Source organism: Butyrivibrio sp. VCD2006 (assembly GCF_000423925.1).
Lineage (GTDB): Bacteria > Bacillota > Clostridia > Lachnospirales > Lachnospiraceae > Butyrivibrio.
Genome location: NZ_AUIX01000001.1, coordinates 331,203 through 349,652 on the forward strand (window position 1 = coordinate 331,203; position 18,450 = coordinate 349,652).

Genomic DNA, 18,450 nt, shown 5'->3' on the forward strand with positions numbered 1-18,450 from the left:
GGAAGGTCTTTTTAAAATCTTGGGCCACTGCGTTTTCTTGCTTCACGCTTTCTCCGGTTTAGTCTTTTTCTGTCCTCTCTGCTGCCACCGAAACTATATGTTCCGATAAGAGCCGATATATAGATGAGTGCGATAAGTATGAAGCCTCCGGCAGCAAAATAAGTAATTATCTGCTTCATATTTAGATAAATGGTTTTGATATCCTGACCGGAATCATCGGCTTTTGAGGAAGTAATTCCCTGTGACACAATTATGTGTCCTGAACCTATCGGTACACCATTAAAGGTGTAGTTTATAGTAGCGAGCATATTGGACAAACCGCCACTGTCATAGGAAACAGTTGAATCCGCATCCGAAAGAGATGAATTAACCGGAAGAATAACATAATCGGATTTACTGAATTCCAAAACTGCAGACTGGGATTTGAAAATATCATTTTCAGAAGAAAAGAAGGCATTGTCCTGTGGAATATAGCCTGTTTCTTCACTTTTTACATTAACTGACTTGAAATTATTGAAGCCGTAATCAAAAAGCGTAATGGTGTCAGTAAACTGGTAGGGTGACTCTTCCATGAAAACTACGCATACAAGCTTCATTCCGCCGCGCTCAGCGCAGGTAACCAGTGTCTCTCTGGCAAGATCCGTGTATCCTGTTTTACCTCCGATAATTCCGGGGTAGGACATTTCGCCGGATATCAGCTTGTGCTTATTATTCAGATAAAAGTCATCCGGCTGTCCTGCACTTGGCTCAAAGTGATATCTCGGAGTATTGCCGACTCTGCAAAGTAATTCATTTGAGAAAAACTCACAGGATATAAGTGCAAGATCATAAGCACTTGTGTAATGGTCTGAAGCCTGCAGTCCATTAGTGTTTGAAAAATGTGTATTGGTACAGCCAAGTGACTTGGCCCTTTCATTCATTAAATCAATAAAACCATCAATCGAGCCGCTGACATGTTCAGCAACAGCATTGGCGACCTCATTGGCACTACCTACCATGATTCCATAGAGGCATTCCTCAAGAGAGAGGTATTCTCCTGCATCCATACCAATCTTGGAGCCGTCCGCCGGAACAGAATGGATGGCGTCGTAAGAAAAATCAACCCTGTCACCAAGTCCGGCATTCTCAACTGCCAGAAGGCATGTCATGATTTTGGTAGTACTTGCAGGATAGAGTTCCTCGTGGATGTTCTTTGAATACAAGATAGTCTTGGTGTTAGCATCCATAAGTATTGCTGCCTCTGCACCTATCTCAGGACCGGCTGGCCAATTCGGAGTATCATTACTTTGTATAGGAAGCTCCTTCCTGGCTGCCTGAGCCGCCTCGAGGTCAGTCTCTGCAGAGCTGTGAAAACCGGTAAGTGATAAAATTACCGAAATCAGAACCAGAGAGGTCAAAATATTCAATTTTCTAATAAAGCCTTTATGATTCATGTAAACTCCTTGTAGCGACAGCTTGCTAATTTATGATACACTAAAAGTGCATAAAACCAAAGATGAAGCTGCAAAAACTTTTCAATATGTGGCATTTGGTATTATAATTATTATATTGAAAGGTAATATTTAATTTATGCGGCTTAGAAATGTAGCAGGATCCAGAGAGAGGATCGCAGAGAGCCCCTTCACGATTGATAATCCGGAGGAGCACAAGGGAAAATGGAAAGAAGTGTTCGGAAACGATAATCCTGTGAGGATTGAGGTCGGAACAGGAAAGGGACGCTTCATTATGGATTTGGCGGAGGCCAATCCTGATATAAACTATGTCGGAATCGAGAAGTATTCCAGTGTTCTTTTAAGAGCAGTTCAGAAGCAGACAGAACGCGAGCTTACCAACGTAAGATTCATCAGAATGGAAGCGGAGATCATAACCGAGGTATTTGAGAAGGATGAGGTAGACAGAATATATCTCAATTTTTCGGATCCATGGCCTAAAGAGAGACACGCTCAGAGGAGACTGACCTCCAGTACTTTCCTTAGACGTTATGATCAGATCCTTAAAGAGGATGGACAACTGGAATTCAAGACGGATAACAGAGACCTTTTCGACTTTTCATTAATGGAACTGAACACAGCAGGCTGGCACGCAGAGGCTGTGACATATGATCTTCATAATGATGCAGTTATGAATGAAGGTAACATCATGACGGAATATGAGGAGAAGTTTTCCGCAAAAGGGAATCCTATCTTCAAATATATTATTAAGCGCTAGGATAGTTACAAAAATTTTACAATGCGATACCTAAAATCGCGGAAAGAGGTGGACGATGGCTGAGTACACATTTACAACAGACAACTTTGAGGAAGAAGTTCTCAACAGTAAGCTTCCGGTTCTTATCGACTTTATGGCTGACTGGTGCGGACCCTGCAAAATGATGGCGCCCATGATCGATGAGTTTGCCAAGGAATACGATGGGGAACTCAAGGTTGGAAAGATAAACGTGGATGAGCAGCCTGAGATTGCTCAGAAGTATGGCGTTATGTCTATCCCTATGTTCGCGTTTATCAAAGACGGCGAGCTTGTTGACCAGGCAGTTGGTGCTCAGAGCAAGGCTAAGCTTCAGAGCATGATCGATAAGGTAGTGTCATAAGTTAATTTTAGATTAGAACAAATATGTGCTATTATAGATTCGGGTAGGCAATGTCTACCCGAATTATTTTTCGAGGAAAAACAGGGGGAGATGTTGACCAAGGGATTTCCCGGGGAGAAGTCATGGCGGACAATATCAGAAATTTTAATGATTATAGAAAAAAGATAAAAAATGAAGAGCAGTTTACAGAGGAGATAGACATTGAGATTCAGGACCCTCTGGACTTTTTATCGGCTGACGAGAGGGAGGAGTATTATAGAACCCAGCATGCAGCCATGGATAAAGAAAGAGAGAGCATCTCTAAGGATTCACCTGAGTTTTTCTTTGATGACGAGGATAGCGAACAAGCTGTGCAGCAACCGGTAGAGAGAAGAGAGCGTGAGTCTGGAAGATCAGAGCAGAGAAAATCCGAGCCAAGAAAATCTGAATCAAAAAGCCCTGTGAAAGAGCGCCCTGTGTCTAAAAAGGAAAAAAAGAAGGAAGATAAGCCTTCAAAAGAAAATAAGAGAGCCATCAGAAAAAGGGCCAAAGAAGAATACTATGAAGATATCGATGAAGATGATAATGAGGGCGGCATCGATCCCATGCTGATAGTAAGGATATCTTCGATAATTACAGGATTGGTCATTCTGGTTCTTATCGGAATGATATTTAAAGCAAAGATATATGACAGATATCTGACACCTGAATATATTAATGATGAAGATACACAAATTGTAGTAAAAGTTGCCCTTCCGGATGGATACACAGAAACAAGTGACAAAGTAATTACGACAGTTGATCTCAATCTTAGAAAAGCACCGAATACAGATGATGATGCCCTCATAGCGACTCAGGTTCCAAAGGGCACCACTCTTGATAGAGTGGCAGCAAGTGATGATGGAAAATGGGCCCAGATTAAATATGAAGATCAGGTTTTATACTGCGTCATGAAATATGTAACAGTTCAGGAATGAAATCTGTGAATCCACTCATAGAAGGGATCGAGAGCCTCGCAGAGGTCTTCAGTTCTGCTACAAAGATCCTCGATCTTTTCAGTGATCTGGTCTGCAGATACTTTTTCATCAAGAGCCTTTGACAGACGCTTAGCATTTTCTGCCTCAAGCGGGCGTATGTCCATGTGAATCAGAATATCCTCATAAAGCTGTTCAACACAAGTGAACAGGTGGGGATATTTTTTACGGACAAAAGATAATTCATCCAGCAGAGTTTCTCTTCTTTGTAATAGAAAGAGAGTGTATATCGGCTCAACTATTTCGGAGGGCTCGATATCATCCATGCCCTCTCCATCGTCGTAATCTGACTTGGATGCGTAGTACTCGCATATTTCCTGAATAAATGGACTTACATGCGAGTCATCATATAATTTTTGAAGTTCAATAGTAAATGATTCATTCATAATTAATAATGATACAACAATGAGGAATGATATGCGAATAGGAATTTTTGATTCCGGGATAGGTGGCCTTTCCGTTTTAAACGAAGCGTATCACAGGCTTCCGGACCAGGAATACATCTTTTATGCTGACACAAGGCATGTACCATATGGGACAAAGTCCGAAGAAGAAATCAGAGGCTATGTTGATGAGATAGTAAGATTTCTTATTGAGAAAAAAGTTGATGCCATCGTGATAGCCTGCAATACGGCAACAAGTGTGGCAGCAGCCATGGTCAGAGAAAAATATGACCTTCCTATACTCGGAATGGAGCCTGCGGTTAAACCTGCTATTGAGGAGACTGCTGATGATGACAGAAGAATCCTTGTCATGGCGACACCGGTTACCATAAGAGAAAAAAAGCTGGAAAACCTTCTTCTTAGAGTTGATCAGCAGCACAAGGCTGATCTTTTGGAGATGCCAGAACTGGTTAAGTTCGCTGAAAGAGAAGAATTCGATAGTGAAAATGTAAGAGATTATATTAGAAAGCAGTTTTCATCTCTTGGTGCGTCCGATGAGAAGTACAGTGCACTTGTTCTTGGATGTACACACTTCAATTATTTTAAACCGCTGTATAAGGAAATCCTTGGGGAAAAGACACATCTGATCGACGGCAATTACGGAACAATTCATCATCTTGGCGATGTTATGGGACTTGATATTAAAAATGATGATGATAAAGAGATTATTTTTAATCAACCACAAGATATAGTGGTTGGGTTCAATACCACATACTATGAGTCAGGAGACGAAATTACGGATATCAATAGATTGTCTAAATACCTCAGAATGCTGAGCAGGCTTGAATTTGTAAGAAAGTTTTGATATCGGTAAATTGTTACTTGATTTATACTATATAATGTATTATAGTTTAATTGTAGCCACAAGATGTAGATTTCGGGTGGCTACTCTTTATCTAAAAATATAAAAATTTACACTTTAATGTATTATTTAGGGGGTTAACCAGTGAAGATTATTAAGAGAAGCGGCAAAGAGGTTACTTTTGATGGCGCCAAGATTTTGGCTGCCATAGAGAAGGCAAATAAGGAAGTAACACCCGATCAGAGCTTGTCTGAAGATCAGATTAGAGACATTGAGGCTCAGGTAGAGGCTAAATGTGGGAGGCTTACAAGAGCTGCAAATGTGGAAGAAATCCAGGACATGGTTGAGGATGGCCTCATGGAGTCCGGGAAATTCGAGGTTGCCCGCAAATATATCACATACCGCTATCGTCATGCCCTTGTTCGTAAGTCAAATACGACTGATGAGCAGATCATGTCTCTTATTGAGTGCAATAATGAAGAAGTTAAGCAGGAGAACTCTAACAAGAATCCTACTGTTAACAGTGTTCAGAGAGACTACATGGCAGGCGAGGTAAGTCGCGATATCACTCGCAGATTCCTTCTCCCTGATGATGTTGTTAAGGCTCATAAGGATGGAATCATTCATTTCCACGATTCAGATTATTTTGCACAGCATATGCACAACTGCTGCCTTGTAAACCTTGAGGACATGCTCCAGAATGGAACAGTTATCTCTGAGACTATGATAGAGCGTCCTAAGAGTTTCTCTACAGCATGTAATATAGCAACTCAGGCTATCGCTCAGATTGCAAGCTCACAGTACGGAGGACAGAGTATTACACTTTCACACTTGGTTCCCTTTGTTGATGTCAGCAGACAGAAGTTCAAGAGAGAGGTTCGCCAGGAATTCATCGATGCAGGAATGGATGCAACAGATGAGCAGATTAATAATATCGCCGAGATGCGTGTGCGCAAGGAGATAGAGCGCGGTGTGCAGGTTATCCAGTATCAGGTTATCACATTAATGACGACCAATGGACAGGCTCCTTTTATTACCGTATTCATGTATCTTGATGAGGTTCCGGAGGGTCAGCTTAGAAAGGACCTTGCGCTTGTTATCGAGGAGATGCTCAAGCAGCGTATAGTTGGTGTTAAAAATGAGAAGGGCGTTTATATTACACCTGCATTCCCTAAGCTTATTTATGTTCTTGATGAAGACAATATTCATGAGGGAACACCTTATTGGTACCTCACACAGCTTGCTGCAAAGTGCACAGCAAAGAGAATGGTTCCGGACTATATTTCAGCTAAGAAAATGAAGGAATATAAGAACGGTGACGTTTATCCCTGCATGGGCTGCAGAAGCTTCCTTACTGTTGATAGTGAGGATCTTGCAGAGGGTCTTTGTAATAAGACAAATATCTCACACGCTCAGAATTATACAGAGGGCGAGCACAAGTATTATGGACGTTTCAACCAGGGTGTTGTAACTATAAATCTGGTAGATGCAGCTTGTTCTTCAGGCGGAAATGAAGAGAAGTTCTGGGAGATAATGGAGGAGCGTACTGAGCTCTGTAAGAAGGCATTAATGTGCAGACACAATCGTTTGCTTGGAACTCCTTCTGATGTAGCTCCTATCCTTTGGCAGAACGGTGCTCTTGCAAGACTTAAGAAGGGCGAGACTATAGACAAGCTCTTATATGGCAATTACTCAACAATTTCACTTGGATATGCAGGACTTTGTGAATGTACAAAGTTTATGAAGGGAGTAACACATACAGATCCCGCAGGAAAAGACTTTGCACTCAGAGTTATGCAGTTCATGAATGATAAGTGTGCTAAGTGGAGAAAAGAGACAAACATCTCCTTCAGCTTATATGGAACTCCACTTGAGTCTACAACATATAAATTTGCCAGAGCACTTCAGAAGCGTTTTGGTATTATTGATGGCGTAACTGATAAGAACTATATTACAAACAGCTATCATGTTCATGTAACAGAGAAAATCGATGCCTTCACCAAGCTCAAGTTTGAGTCTGAGTTCCAGGCACTTTCACCTGGTGGTGCTATCAGCTATGTTGAGGTTCCTAACATGAACAACAATCTCGAGGCTGTACTTGCAGTAATGCAGTATATTTACGAGAATATTATGTACGCTGAGCTCAACACAAAGAGTGACTACTGTCAGTGCTGTGGCTACAATGGTGAGATTCAGATAGAGACTGACACTGATGGAAAGCTTATCTGGAAATGCCCTAACTGTGGCAACACAGATCAGGACAAGATGAATGTTGCAAGACGTACCTGTGGCTACATCGGAACTCAGTATTGGAATCAGGGTCGTACACAAGAGATAAAAGAGAGAGTATTGCATCTTTGATGCTTATGATTCCAGGACGCTTGGAATCATGGAGGGAAAAAGTACATATATACAGAGAAGGGGGCTATCGAATTTGATAGCTCCTTTTCGTCAATAGAGATGAGGACAAATTATGAATTATGGTGAGATTAAGTATACAGATATAGCAAATGGCGTGGGTTGCCGGACATCTTTATTTGTTAGTGGCTGCACTCATCATTGTAAGGGATGCTTCAATGAAGAGACCTGGGATTTCAATTTTGGTAAGCCTTTTACAAAAGAGGTGGAGGATGAGATAATCGAATCCCTTCGTCCGGCATATATCGCAGGACTTACGATCCTTGGCGGCGAGCCCATGGAGGTAGTTAATCAGAAAGTGATAAGACCCTTCATTGAGAGGGTGAAAGCAGAGGTTCCTGGTAAAAACATCTGGATTTACAGCGGATATACTTGGGAAGAGCTGACAGATGAAGACAACAAGAGATGCCACTGCGAAGATACCATGGAGATATTAAGAAGTATCGACGTGCTTGTTGATGGAGAATTCAAACTTGATTTAAAGAATATCTCACTAAGATTCAGAGGTTCATCAAATCAAAGGGTGATTGATGTAAAGAAAACACTAGAAGAAAAAAGCATTGTTCTTTCCGAATACAATTACAATGAATAAAAGGAAACAGAAAAAAGGGAGACTCTATAAATTATAGAGTCTCCTTGCATTTTCTTCGGTTATCTCAATTACCTTTTCAGGCGACAGACCTTTTATCTCTGCAATTTTCTCGGTAACAAGCGGAAGATTAAGAGAGGAATTTCTCTTTCCTCTAAAAGGCTCGGGAGCAAGATAGGGAGAATCAGTCTCTATCACAATCTGCTCAATAGGAGCATACTCCACAACCTCACGAAGCTTCTTACCATTCTTAAAGGTGATGACTCCGCCTACTCCGATAAAAAATCCCATATTAAGGTATTCTCTTGCAATTTCTACTGAATAAGAAAAGCAGTGAATATCACCTCCAAGCTCCTCGGCTTTCATGCTTTTCATGATATCCAGTGTATCCTTTGCTGCATCTCTTGAATGTATAATGACAGGAAACTTTACTCTTCTCGCAAGATCAAGCTGAGCCTCAAACCATTTTTTCTGGATTTCTTTAGAGGGCTCGTCATAGTGATAGTCAAGGCCGATTTCTCCTACAGCAACAGCCTTCTCATAGGAGCACATATCGCCTAGCCATTTTAATTCGTCTTCGTCCATTTCAGCACAGTCGCTTGGATGAACACCTATGGTTGTGTAAATGAAAGGGTATTTTTTTGAAAGTTCTATAGACTGTTCTACAGTCTTCTTACTTGCTGTGGCATTTACAATAGTTCCTATACCATGCTCTGTCATAGACAATAGCAAGGCATCTCTGTCTGCGTCAAACGCCTCATCATCATAATGGGCATGTGTTTCAAAAATCATTAATTGGTACTCCTAAAGTATTTTAATAGTGGCACTAAATGCCAGGCAGCTTCAGTGAAGCTTCGCATAAAGTATATTTGAAAGCTCCGCAAATTCCTCAAGACTAAGCTTTTCACCGCGCACGGATGGATTAAGTCCCATCTGCGTAAGTGCCTCTACAACCTGATCTCTTGAAAGACCAAGATTTCCATTGGAAACACCATTTGACAGGGTCTTTCTTCTCTGGGCAAAGGCAGCTCTTATAACAGAAAACAAAAATTTGGAATCTGTAACCTGAACCGGCGGCTCCTTGTGACATTTTAAGTGAATTACTGCGGAGTCGACACCGGGCTGAGGTATAAAGCAGCTTGGTGGCACAACCTGAACCATGGTTGGCTCTGTATAATACTGAACTGCAAGGGACAGCGCACCGTAGTCCTTGGAACCGGGCTTTTCCGCCATTCTGTCAGCAACTTCTTTTTGAACCATGACTGTAATGCTTTCAATCGGCAGCTCGCTTTCAAGAAGGCGCATCAATATTGGCGTTGTTATGTAATAAGGAAGATTAGCTACAACCTTAATTGGTTTGCCGCCGTTCTCTTCCTGAACAATTTTCTCTATATCAACCTTAAGTATGTCATCATTTATTACCTTGACGTTATCATAGGTTGATAATGTGTCAGCTAAAATGGGTATAAGCATTCTGTCGATCTCAACAGCGATTACTTTTCCCGCACTTTCAGCTATGTACTGTGTCATGGTTCCGATTCCGGGACCAATCTCCAGGACAGTATCATCCTTGCTGATTCCGGCAGCTTCCACGGTTCCGCTCAAAACAGAATCGTCTATAAGGAAATTCTGACCGAATTTTTTTTGTATGCTAAGGTCATATTTTTCAATAACCGCCCTTGTTCCGGACGCACATCCAAGTGTTGACATATTTTTCTCCGATTTTAATAACTAATTATGCTTATAAAACAGGAAGAACCACCTGTTAAAAAAGCGCTTAGTTGCAATTCTATCATTACAAATACTATTTTGCCATATTTCGAAAATGAATTCGAGAAAAACCGCACAAATATGCGGATTTTTAGCCTCTCTTTTTTGACATAAAAAGGCCTCTATGCTAAAATTCTACTAGATGTAGTATGAAAAGGTTTTAGAGGACAATATTTTGGATAAAACAGAATATAAAATTCGAGCAGATGAGATTAGATCGCTGATCAGAGCACAGCGTTTTACTGAAGCAGTAAGGATTGCCGACACAATTGACTGGAAAAGGGTTAAGAGTGTCGGTATGCTTTGTGCAATAAGCGACCTGTATAAAGTAAACAGAAGGCTGGAGGAGAGTAGAGATATCCTGCTTCTTGCGTATGACAGAAGTCCAACAAGAAGAGAGATAGTCTATTCACTGTGCGAGCTGGCAATTGTCATGGGCGAATTTGTTCAGGCAGTTGAATATTATAAGGAGTTTGTAAGACTAGCTCCCAGAAATACAGCCAGATACATTCTTCAATACAAGCTCTACGAGGCGCAGGAAGTAAGTCTTGAAGAGCGTATTGCTGTGCTCGAAGAATATAAAAAGCATGATTATAACGAAAAGTGGGCTTATGAGCTTGCATATCTATATCATAGAGTTGGTCTCACTACAGAGTGTATAGAGGAATGTAATGAACTTTTCCTCTACATGAGAGAGGGACGCTATGTCATTAAGGCGCTTGAATTAAAAGCGCTTCATGAGCCTTTGTCTCCGGAACAGAAGGCAGTTTACGCAAAATATAAAGCAGAGACAAGCGGAAATTTAGGTGGCTTCGAACTTAAGGAAGCAGTTCCCGGAAAAGATGAAGAAGCAGTAGATGACAAAAAGGCACCTACAAGAGAGCTTCCGGAAATTACAGAGGAACTTCTTCATCAGAATACACAGGAGGTTCCTGTAGAGGAGCAGTATACACAAGAGCAGCTCTATCAGCAACAGCTTTACCAGCAGCAGTATTATGCTCAGCAGTCTGAAGAGTCTCTTATTCAGGATGAGGAAGTATACTATGAGCAGCCTGCCACAGAGCCTGAACAGATGCCGGCTCCGGAAGAACCTGAACAGTTTGGAAATGCGGTAAATGAGCCATTCTCAGTTCCCACTGTTAATGTTGATACCTATAATACAGTAGATCTTCAAAAGGAAATCGCGGAGAATCTCAAGGAAGTTCTCACACAGAGTCCTGAGGCTGCACTTTTTGCAGATGCTCATGGTCCTCAGGTAATAAGAGAGGGTGATGAGACAGACAGCCTTGATACAGGCGATCTTTTTGAAACAACAGGAGACATTGAGAAGCCTTCAATGTCAGAACTTTTCTATGAGGATAAAGCAGAAGATATTCAGAATGCTCAGTATATTCCTCAGCAGACAGAGCACGCTATAGAGGAAGTTCAGGATACACCTTTAGCAGAAGAGATACAAACAGCGCCTATTCAGGATGAAAAGGAGCTTGATACTGATACAAAGATATGGAATACTGACGCAATTGAACTGGTACGTCAGAAGGTGCCGACATCACCGATTCCTGTTAAGAGCAATGAGCCTATTGCGGAGGAACTTAAGGATAAGGAGATTGCCTCTAATATAGCTAAGGCAACCATGAATGAACAAACCATGTATAAGGGTGTCGTTTTCATGGACGAGCCTCTTCAGGACGAGGTTCCCGGCGCGGTTATAAGACCAAATGTCAGATATCAGATAAATAATCAATTCGACAACATGCTGTCTCAGGAGTATGACGGACAGATAAGCATGGCGATTGATGATGCTAAGCAGGTAGAGAAACAGATTACCGGTCAGATAAGCATTAATGAGTTTATGAGCGACTGGGAGAATTATAAAAAAGAGCAGCAAAAGAAGCAGTATCAGAATGTTAAGAAGCTTGCAGCTTCGGAGACAGGAGAGCTTTTCAAGGACTTTGACCAGAACCTTATAAATCCGCTTCTCAGGCAGCAGGAGCCTGTGGAAGAGCCCGCTATATCAGGTATGTTAGTGCCTGGCGGAGAGGAAGAAATAATTCCTGTATCAAAGCCTAAGGCCGAGATGGAAGAATTAGTGCCGGAGCCTGTTTTAGAGGAAGAGCCTTTATCTGAAGCTGTTTCAGAAGAGGAACTGATTACTGAAACACCTTTGGAAGATTTTGTTTCTGAGGAAGCCTTTTCTGAAGAACCTGTATCCGTGCCTGAAGAGCCTGTAAGTGAAGAAATAGCTCAGGAAGAACCGGGAGAGATTGTAGAAGAGGAAGAAATCTCAGTAGATATCACTCCTGTTGATGATCTTCAGAATACTCAGTCCATGGTTCAGATAACAGGTGAAGACTTAGAAGAGGAAAACGCTTTGCCTGAGCCTGACGAATCTGTCGAGGAAGAGGTTGAAGACGAGGAAAAAGAGGCAGCAGAAATCGACCTTGGCGAGACTACCAGAATAGAAGCTGCTGAGATTAATAAGGCAGTAGAAGAGATAACGGAATCAGAGACTGCAGAAGCTGAGGCTACAGAAGCAGAAAGACCTCAGGAAAAAGCAGAAGCTTCAAAGGAAGAGAAAATCTCCGAAAAGGAGGAATCGAAAAAGACAGAAGAGTCGGAAGAAGACTCCGATTCCGATGAGGATGATGAGAAGGAAGATAGAGGCATAGAGGAGAGGGTCAGAGTAATGACTCCTGAAGAGAAGAATCTCTTTGGCCCTTATATTCATTACAAGAAGTCAAGAAGACAGATTGTTCGCGCGATCGACAATCTAAGCATGGCAGCATACACAAACAACGCAATCGTAACCGGTGAAGCCGGTGCCGGAACACTGGATCTTGCGAAGGGCCTTATAAAGGCAGTTCAGGCAACAGATTCTAATTTCTCCGGAAAAGTTGCTATGATCACAGCAATTAAGCTCAATAAGAGCTCAGTAAGCTCAATTCTTGATAAGATTGTAAATGGTGCACTCATCATAAGAAGAGCGGCAGACCTTAAGGAGGATACAGTTGTAACACTTCTTAAGCAGCTTCAGAGTGAGAACAAGGGATATATTGTGGTCATCGAGGATACGAAGGATGACATAGACAGATTGCTTGATAAGTATCCGGACCTTAAGAAATGCTTCAATGTGCGCGTGGACATAGAGGCACTCGATGATGATTCTCTTGTGGCATACGCTGAACAGTATGCCCTTGATAAGGAGCATGTAATAGATAATCTTGGAATACTTGCTCTTCATCAGAAGATTTCCGAGCGCCAGACACTTGACCATGAGGTCACAGTATCTGAGGTTAAGGAAATGGTTGATGATGCGATTTACTATGCTGATAAGCGTTCCATCGGACATTATTTTGATGTTATGTTCAGAAAACGTTTTGACAGTGAAGATATGATCATTCTGAGAGAAAAGGATTTTCTTCACTGAATATTAGATTATGCTATAATGTTTTTACTTAAAAATTTTCTAAAAGGGGATTAAATATGGGGCAGACTGTTTTCATTTCAGATGCAGATGAGTACTTGTTTGGACAGGGAACTCACTATGATATTTACAAAAAACTGGGGGCGCATGTCTCTGAAGAAAATGGTGTAAAGGGCATGTTCTTTGCTGTTTGGGCACCTAATGCCGCAGCGGTTCATGTCATCGGCTCATTCAACGGATGGGATGAAAGCATGTATCCCATGGAGAAGACCGGCAATATGGGAATCTATCAGCTTTTCATTCCCGGTGTTGGAACAGGTGAGCTATATAAATATCTGATATATACTCCCGATGGAAAGAAATTATATAAGGCAGATCCATATGCTAATTATGCAGAGCTGCGTCCCGGAAATGCTTCAAGGACAACAGATCTGTCTAAGTTTAAGTGGAGCGATGAAAAATGGTATGAGAACAAAAAGGGCAAGGATCTAAACAGAGAGCCTGTCGCTATTTATGAATGCCACATCGGTTCATGGATGAAGCATCCCGACGGCACTGAGGATGGCTTTTACAGCTATCGTGAATTCGCAGATCGTATTGTAGAGTATCTTCGTGAGATGAAGTATACACACATTGAGCTGATCGGAATTGCAGAGCATCCTTTTGACGGCTCATGGGGCTATCAGGTTACAGGATATTATGCACCTACTGCACGTTATGGTGAGCCTACTGATTTCATGTACCTCATCAATCTATTGCACAAGAATAACATAGGTGTAATTCTTGACTGGGTACCTGCTCACTTCTGCCCTGATGAATTCGGCCTTAGCTGCTTTGACGGACAATGTATTTATGAGGATCCGGATCCGAGAAAGGGAGAGCATCCCGACTGGGGCACCAAGATATTTAACCTTGGTAAAAATGAAGTTAAGAACTTCCTTATAGCTAATGCATTATTCTGGATAAAAGAGTTCCATGTAGATGGACTGCGTGTAGATGCTGTTGCATCAATGCTTTATCTGGATTATGGTAAGCGCGATGGACAGTGGGTTCCTAATAAGGATGGCGGAAATAAAAACTATGAGGCCATTGAATTCTTCAAACACTTAAATAGTGTTGTAAGAGGAACATACCCCGATGTCATGATGATCGCAGAGGAATCTACTGCATGGCCTAAGATAACAGCACCTGTTGAGGACGATGGACTCAATTTCAGCTTTAAGTGGAATATGGGATGGATGCATGATTTTTGCGAATACATGAAGCTTGATCCGTATTTCAGAAAAGGTGCTCATCACATGATGACATTTGCCATGAGCTACAACAATGCAGAGAATTATATTCTTCCGCTGTCACATGATGAAGTAGTTCATCTTAAGTGCTCAATGGTAGAGAAGATGCCCGGATATAAGGTTGATAAATATGCTAATCTTCGTGCCGGCTATACATTCATGTTCGGACACAGCGGTAAAAAGCTTCTGTTCATGGGGCAGGACTTCGGTCAGGAGCGTGAATGGAGTGAGAAGAGAGAACTCGACTGGTTCCTTCTGCAGGAAGACCTTAACAGAGGAATGAAGGATTTCGTAAGAGATCTTCTCGAGGCATATAGAAAATATCCTGCGCTTTATGAAGTAGATAATGACTGGGGCGGCTTCGAATGGATTAACGCAGATGACGCCGACCACAGTATTTACAGCTTTTACAGAAGAGCAGCCAATGGAAAGGATAATATTCTTTTTGTAATCAACTTTACACCAATGGAAGTAAGGGATTACAAGGTTGGAGTTCCTTTTGAAGGCACTTATAAACATATTCTTGATAGCGCAGATAAAAAATATGCCGGATGTGGTTCATCGATACCCGATAGCATCAAGGCAGAACCCGGGCTTTGTGATTACAAGGATTACAGCATAATGATGACGCTTCCTCCTTACGGAGCAGAGATGTTTGTATTCCAGAATCCTGAAGCCAAGAAGGTAGTTAAGAAGACTGCAGAGGAGAAGCCTGTAGAAAAGAAAACTGAGGCAAAGACTTCAAATAAGATTACCGAGAAGAAAACTGCAACAAAGGCTGCAAAGAAGCCTGCGGCAAAAAAGACAAAATAACACAGCATAAAGAATTAAGATAAATATTCCGAAATAAAAGGTGATAGACACAAAGAGTGTTTGTCACCTTTTTTCGTTTGCTTAAAAAATGCAGGCGGAATACTTTATAAAATCGGAGAAATGCATGAACGTGAATTTTAATGCTATAAATGGAATGGAATCCGATATAGAAAAAACAAGAATTAGCATGGAAGCAGGAGTCAGTTTTTCACTGACAAATACAAAAGAAGCCGGGCCAAAGAGTGCTGTGGCAGTAGATCTTGCCGGAAGCCTTATGAATGATCAGGCTTTATCAAAGGCAGGTAAAACTAAAAATGATATCATGGCGGAAGCGCAGAATACGGATGCTGCGATTCGTCATAATTATATGTCGGTTATGGCCAACAATATGTCCTCAGAGGATTTTGCGAGAGCATCAGCTGAAGGCTTTGATTTTAGTGACATGGATCCAGCGGAAACAGTTACGATCCTTGATAAGATTAAAGCTACTCTCGCCATGTCAGGAACAGAGATAATTGGCTATACAGACGATATTTCTTCAGACAAACTTGCAAAAATAACAGGAAGTACCTCTTTTGCAAATGAGATAATCTCAGCTTTTCACGAAAATGATATCCCTATTACAGAAGAAAATGTTACAGATACTAAGGTAGTAATGGATAACTTAAAGGACATTACTACTATCAGTGATGGCGCTGTCAAATATTTGACACTTAATGAGCTGCCTCCTACTATGGAGAACATTTATCTTGCTGAGCATGCGACAAATGGACAGAATCACAGAAGCGGAGCATTCATAACACTTGAGACAGAAGGCTATTATGCACAAAAGGCCGATAAGCTGGAGTGGTCAGCAGTTGAGGATCAGGCCAAGAGAATAATAAGTGACGCCGGCTTTGACCCTACAGAAAAAAATATTCTCGATGAAGCAAAATGGATGATTGAAGAATCGATACCTCTTACAAGGGAGAACCTTCAGAAGGTCGATGAACTTAAGAATTTACCGCTTCCTATGTCTATGGAAGAAATCGTAAAATCTGCGACTATGTCCATTGCAAATAAAAACGGTGCAGGAAAAGGACTTGTTCAAGATCAGAAAAACATCATTAATGAAGCAATAGATATTGCAGAAAAAGTCGATCATATCGGATCGAAAGCTATAGAACAGGTAGTTTCGGAATCGAAGGAATTAAACATTAAGAATCTTAGCGAAGCTACTGAAAAGATAAATACACAAGAGCGATCAGGTCTTCAAAATACTGAAAAGACAGGCAGCGTAAAATTACGAAACGAAAAAGTAACTGACACAAATACTGCGGACTTAAAAGAATTAACACCGGAGCAAAAGATAGAAGCGCTGGAAGCCAGAAAACAGCTTGAAGAAATTAGACTTTCAATGACAGTGACAGCAAACATAAGACTTCTTGATAAAGGCTTCAGGCTGGAGACAGAGCCTATAACAAAAGTAATAGAAGCTCTGAACAATGAAATACAATCTATAAGCGCAGATCTTTTCGGAGAGGTCGACACAGCAAAATACAAACTGTTTGAAGAGACAACCACAAAAGTATCTGAATTCAGAACCCTCCCTGCAGCAGTTATAGGAAGACATGATCTTTCCATGAAAGAGAGCTTTTTAGCTATCTATGACGATGCGAAGGCTTTGAAGCTCCGCTACGATAAAGCCGGTGCAACCTATGAAGCTGTCGGCACTGAGGTAAGAGCAGATCTTGGAGATAACATAAAGAAGGCTTTCAGGAATGTTGATGAACTCCTAAAGAATGCAGGTCAGGAGATAAATGAAGAAAACAGAAGAGTAGTACGAATCCTTGGTTACAACCGGATGGAGATATCCGAAGAAAATATAGAACGTGTCAGAGTAATGGATGAAAAGCTTATGAACACAATAAATAAGCTTAAGCCGGGGGCTGTCCTTAACATGATAAGAGCAGGACATAACCCTCTTAAAATGACGCTGGATGAGCTGTCAAATGAGCTTTCGGGACAGGACAGGAACCCTTCAAAGCAAGAAGAAAAGTACTCGAAATTCCTTTATAAACTTGAAAAGAATGCCGAAATAACTTCTGAGGAGAAGGAATCTTTCATTGGAATTTACAGGCTTTTCAATACTTTAAAGGTCACTGATAACGCAGCAATAGGAGCTGTTCTGGAAACCGGAGCAGCAATGACAATAGAGAATCTCCTATCAGCGGTAAGAACCACAAGGACAGAAAAGAAGGGAATAGATTTCAAGATAGATAACAGCTTTGGAGGACTTGAAGCAAAGGGTAGTGCAACAAAATCTATTTCCTCTCAGATAGAAAGTGCCTTCATTTACTACAGCGAGAAGGCAGATACCGTATATGAAAATCTTGAACCGGATAAGCTACATAAGGCCGCACCGACTGATGACATGCTCTTGGATGAACTGGCAGAAAGGTTAATGGAGGCAGAAGAGTCCAAAGAAAGTATTGAAACCGAAGAAAAATATTACGGAGAAAGAGCATCAGAACTTAGAAAAGCAGCACAGGGTCAGATTTCTCCGGAACTCTCAAAGGAACTTACGGAATACAATCTTGAAGCAAATATTGAAACGGTCCAAGCATACTTAAACTTAAAGTCAGGAAGAAAGGGAAAAGAAACATCTATCTGGGAGCAGGCAGAAAAGATAGCAAAGCTTGCATTTAAAGAAACGAAGCAGGAAATGATTGAAGATCTCATAGACGAGGATAACTATGAAGACGTTTATGTGGAAAAAATGCTTAAGCTTTCATCGGATCTTGACGAGATATTAATGACTGAAACTGATTCATATATAGATGTGAGAACTATTCACCTGATGCAGAAGCAGCTCACAGTTGCAACAAAAATGGCCAGGCAGCAGAGCTTTGAAATACCGGTTGAGGTCGATGGCAGAACAGTAGCAATGCATGTGACTCTTAGAGAAACAGCACTTGATGGAAGAAAAGTCGAGGCAGAGGTTGAAACTAAGTATTACGGACACATATCAATGGCTATGACAATTGATGACAATACTGTCAAAGGAGCACTTGCGTCGGCTTACCACCAGTCAGGGGATCTGGCTGAATATATGACAGAAGTAAGAGATAGATTTATAAACGGGCTAAAGGAAGCAGAGCCCACATTAGTAACAGACAGTACAAATATCGGAATCTTCTATCGCAGGCAGGAAGCAGGATCTGCAATAGCAGGATCGGAAAATGGAATTTTCGAAAATCGCACATTGCTAAGGATGGCAGAAGTTTTTGTACACTCAGTATAGGCATATACAGAATCGG

At 41.4% G+C, this 18,450-nt stretch carries 13 protein-coding genes; 9 read left to right on the forward strand and 4 right to left on the reverse strand.

Annotated features, from left to right (window positions below):
* Positions 1 to 11: 11 nt before the first annotated feature.
* Complete coding sequence (locus G586_RS21315) at positions 12 to 1,433, reverse strand: D-alanyl-D-alanine carboxypeptidase family protein (protein WP_051204368.1); 1,422 nt, start codon at positions 1,431 to 1,433, stop codon at positions 12 to 14.
* A gap of 136 nt (positions 1,434 to 1,569) precedes the next feature.
* On the opposite strand from G586_RS21315, the gene trmB reads away from it, so the two are divergent.
* The 3 genes from trmB to G586_RS0101460 all read left to right on the forward strand — a co-directional run bounded on the left by trmB (position 1,570) and on the right by G586_RS0101460 (position 3,543).
* On the forward strand, positions 1,570 to 2,208 hold the full coding sequence (gene trmB / locus G586_RS0101450; RefSeq protein WP_026526262.1) for a tRNA (guanosine(46)-N7)-methyltransferase TrmB: 639 nt from the start codon (positions 1,570 to 1,572) through the stop codon (positions 2,206 to 2,208).
* 55 nt (positions 2,209 to 2,263) lie between these two features.
* Positions 2,264 to 2,587: a thioredoxin gene (gene trxA / locus G586_RS0101455; RefSeq protein WP_022763000.1), complete on the forward strand. Its 324-nt coding sequence runs from the start codon at positions 2,264 to 2,266 to the stop codon at positions 2,585 to 2,587.
* Positions 2,588 to 2,709: 122 nt separating this feature from the next.
* Positions 2,710 to 3,543 (forward strand): SH3 domain-containing protein, encoded by an 834-nt coding sequence (locus G586_RS0101460; RefSeq protein WP_026526263.1) that lies wholly within the window; start codon positions 2,710 to 2,712, stop codon positions 3,541 to 3,543.
* Here the strand turns inward: G586_RS0101460 and G586_RS0101465 are convergent.
* A complete protein-coding gene (locus G586_RS0101465) occupies positions 3,534 to 3,986 on the reverse strand; it encodes a hypothetical protein (protein WP_155834000.1) in 453 nt (150 codons plus the stop codon). The two genes, G586_RS0101460 and G586_RS0101465, sit on opposite strands and share 10 nt — an antisense overlap.
* Positions 3,987 to 4,017: 31 nt before the next feature.
* Here G586_RS0101465 and murI point away from each other — a divergent pair, with 31 nt between their 5' ends.
* From murI to nrdG, 3 genes are all read left to right on the forward strand, one after another.
* Entirely contained in the window at positions 4,018 to 4,848 is an 831-nt protein-coding gene (murI, locus tag G586_RS0101470; protein WP_026526265.1) for a glutamate racemase, read from the forward strand.
* Between the two features lie 141 nt (positions 4,849 to 4,989).
* On the forward strand, positions 4,990 to 7,206 hold the full coding sequence (nrdD, locus tag G586_RS0101475) for an anaerobic ribonucleoside-triphosphate reductase (protein WP_026526266.1): 2,217 nt from the start codon (positions 4,990 to 4,992) through the stop codon (positions 7,204 to 7,206).
* Between the two features lie 112 nt (positions 7,207 to 7,318).
* Entirely contained in the window at positions 7,319 to 7,855 is a 537-nt protein-coding gene (nrdG, locus tag G586_RS0101480; RefSeq protein ID WP_026526267.1) for an anaerobic ribonucleoside-triphosphate reductase activating protein, read from the forward strand.
* Between the two features lie 24 nt (positions 7,856 to 7,879).
* On the opposite strand, the gene G586_RS0101485 is transcribed toward nrdG, so the two are convergent.
* Complete coding sequence (locus G586_RS0101485; protein WP_026526268.1) at positions 7,880 to 8,644, reverse strand: TatD family hydrolase; 765 nt, start codon at positions 8,642 to 8,644, stop codon at positions 7,880 to 7,882.
* Positions 8,645 to 8,695: 51 nt separating this feature from the next.
* Entirely contained in the window at positions 8,696 to 9,562 is an 867-nt protein-coding gene (gene rsmA, locus G586_RS0101490; RefSeq protein WP_026526269.1) for a 16S rRNA (adenine(1518)-N(6)/adenine(1519)-N(6))-dimethyltransferase RsmA, read from the reverse strand.
* Between the two features lie 235 nt (positions 9,563 to 9,797).
* Between rsmA and G586_RS0101495 the strand changes: the two genes are divergently transcribed.
* The 3 genes from G586_RS0101495 to G586_RS0101505 all read left to right on the forward strand — a co-directional run bounded on the left by G586_RS0101495 (position 9,798) and on the right by G586_RS0101505 (position 18,434).
* Positions 9,798 to 13,049: a hypothetical protein gene (locus G586_RS0101495; protein ID WP_026526270.1), complete on the forward strand. Its 3,252-nt coding sequence runs from the start codon at positions 9,798 to 9,800 to the stop codon at positions 13,047 to 13,049.
* A gap of 56 nt (positions 13,050 to 13,105) precedes the next feature.
* Complete coding sequence (gene glgB / locus G586_RS21320; RefSeq protein WP_081674066.1) at positions 13,106 to 15,151, forward strand: 1,4-alpha-glucan branching protein GlgB; 2,046 nt, start codon at positions 13,106 to 13,108, stop codon at positions 15,149 to 15,151.
* A 124-nt stretch (positions 15,152 to 15,275) separates the two neighbouring features.
* Positions 15,276 to 18,434 (forward strand): DUF6240 domain-containing protein, encoded by a 3,159-nt coding sequence (locus G586_RS0101505; RefSeq protein WP_026526271.1) that lies wholly within the window; start codon positions 15,276 to 15,278, stop codon positions 18,432 to 18,434.
* The last annotated feature ends 16 nt before the right edge of the window (positions 18,435 to 18,450 follow it).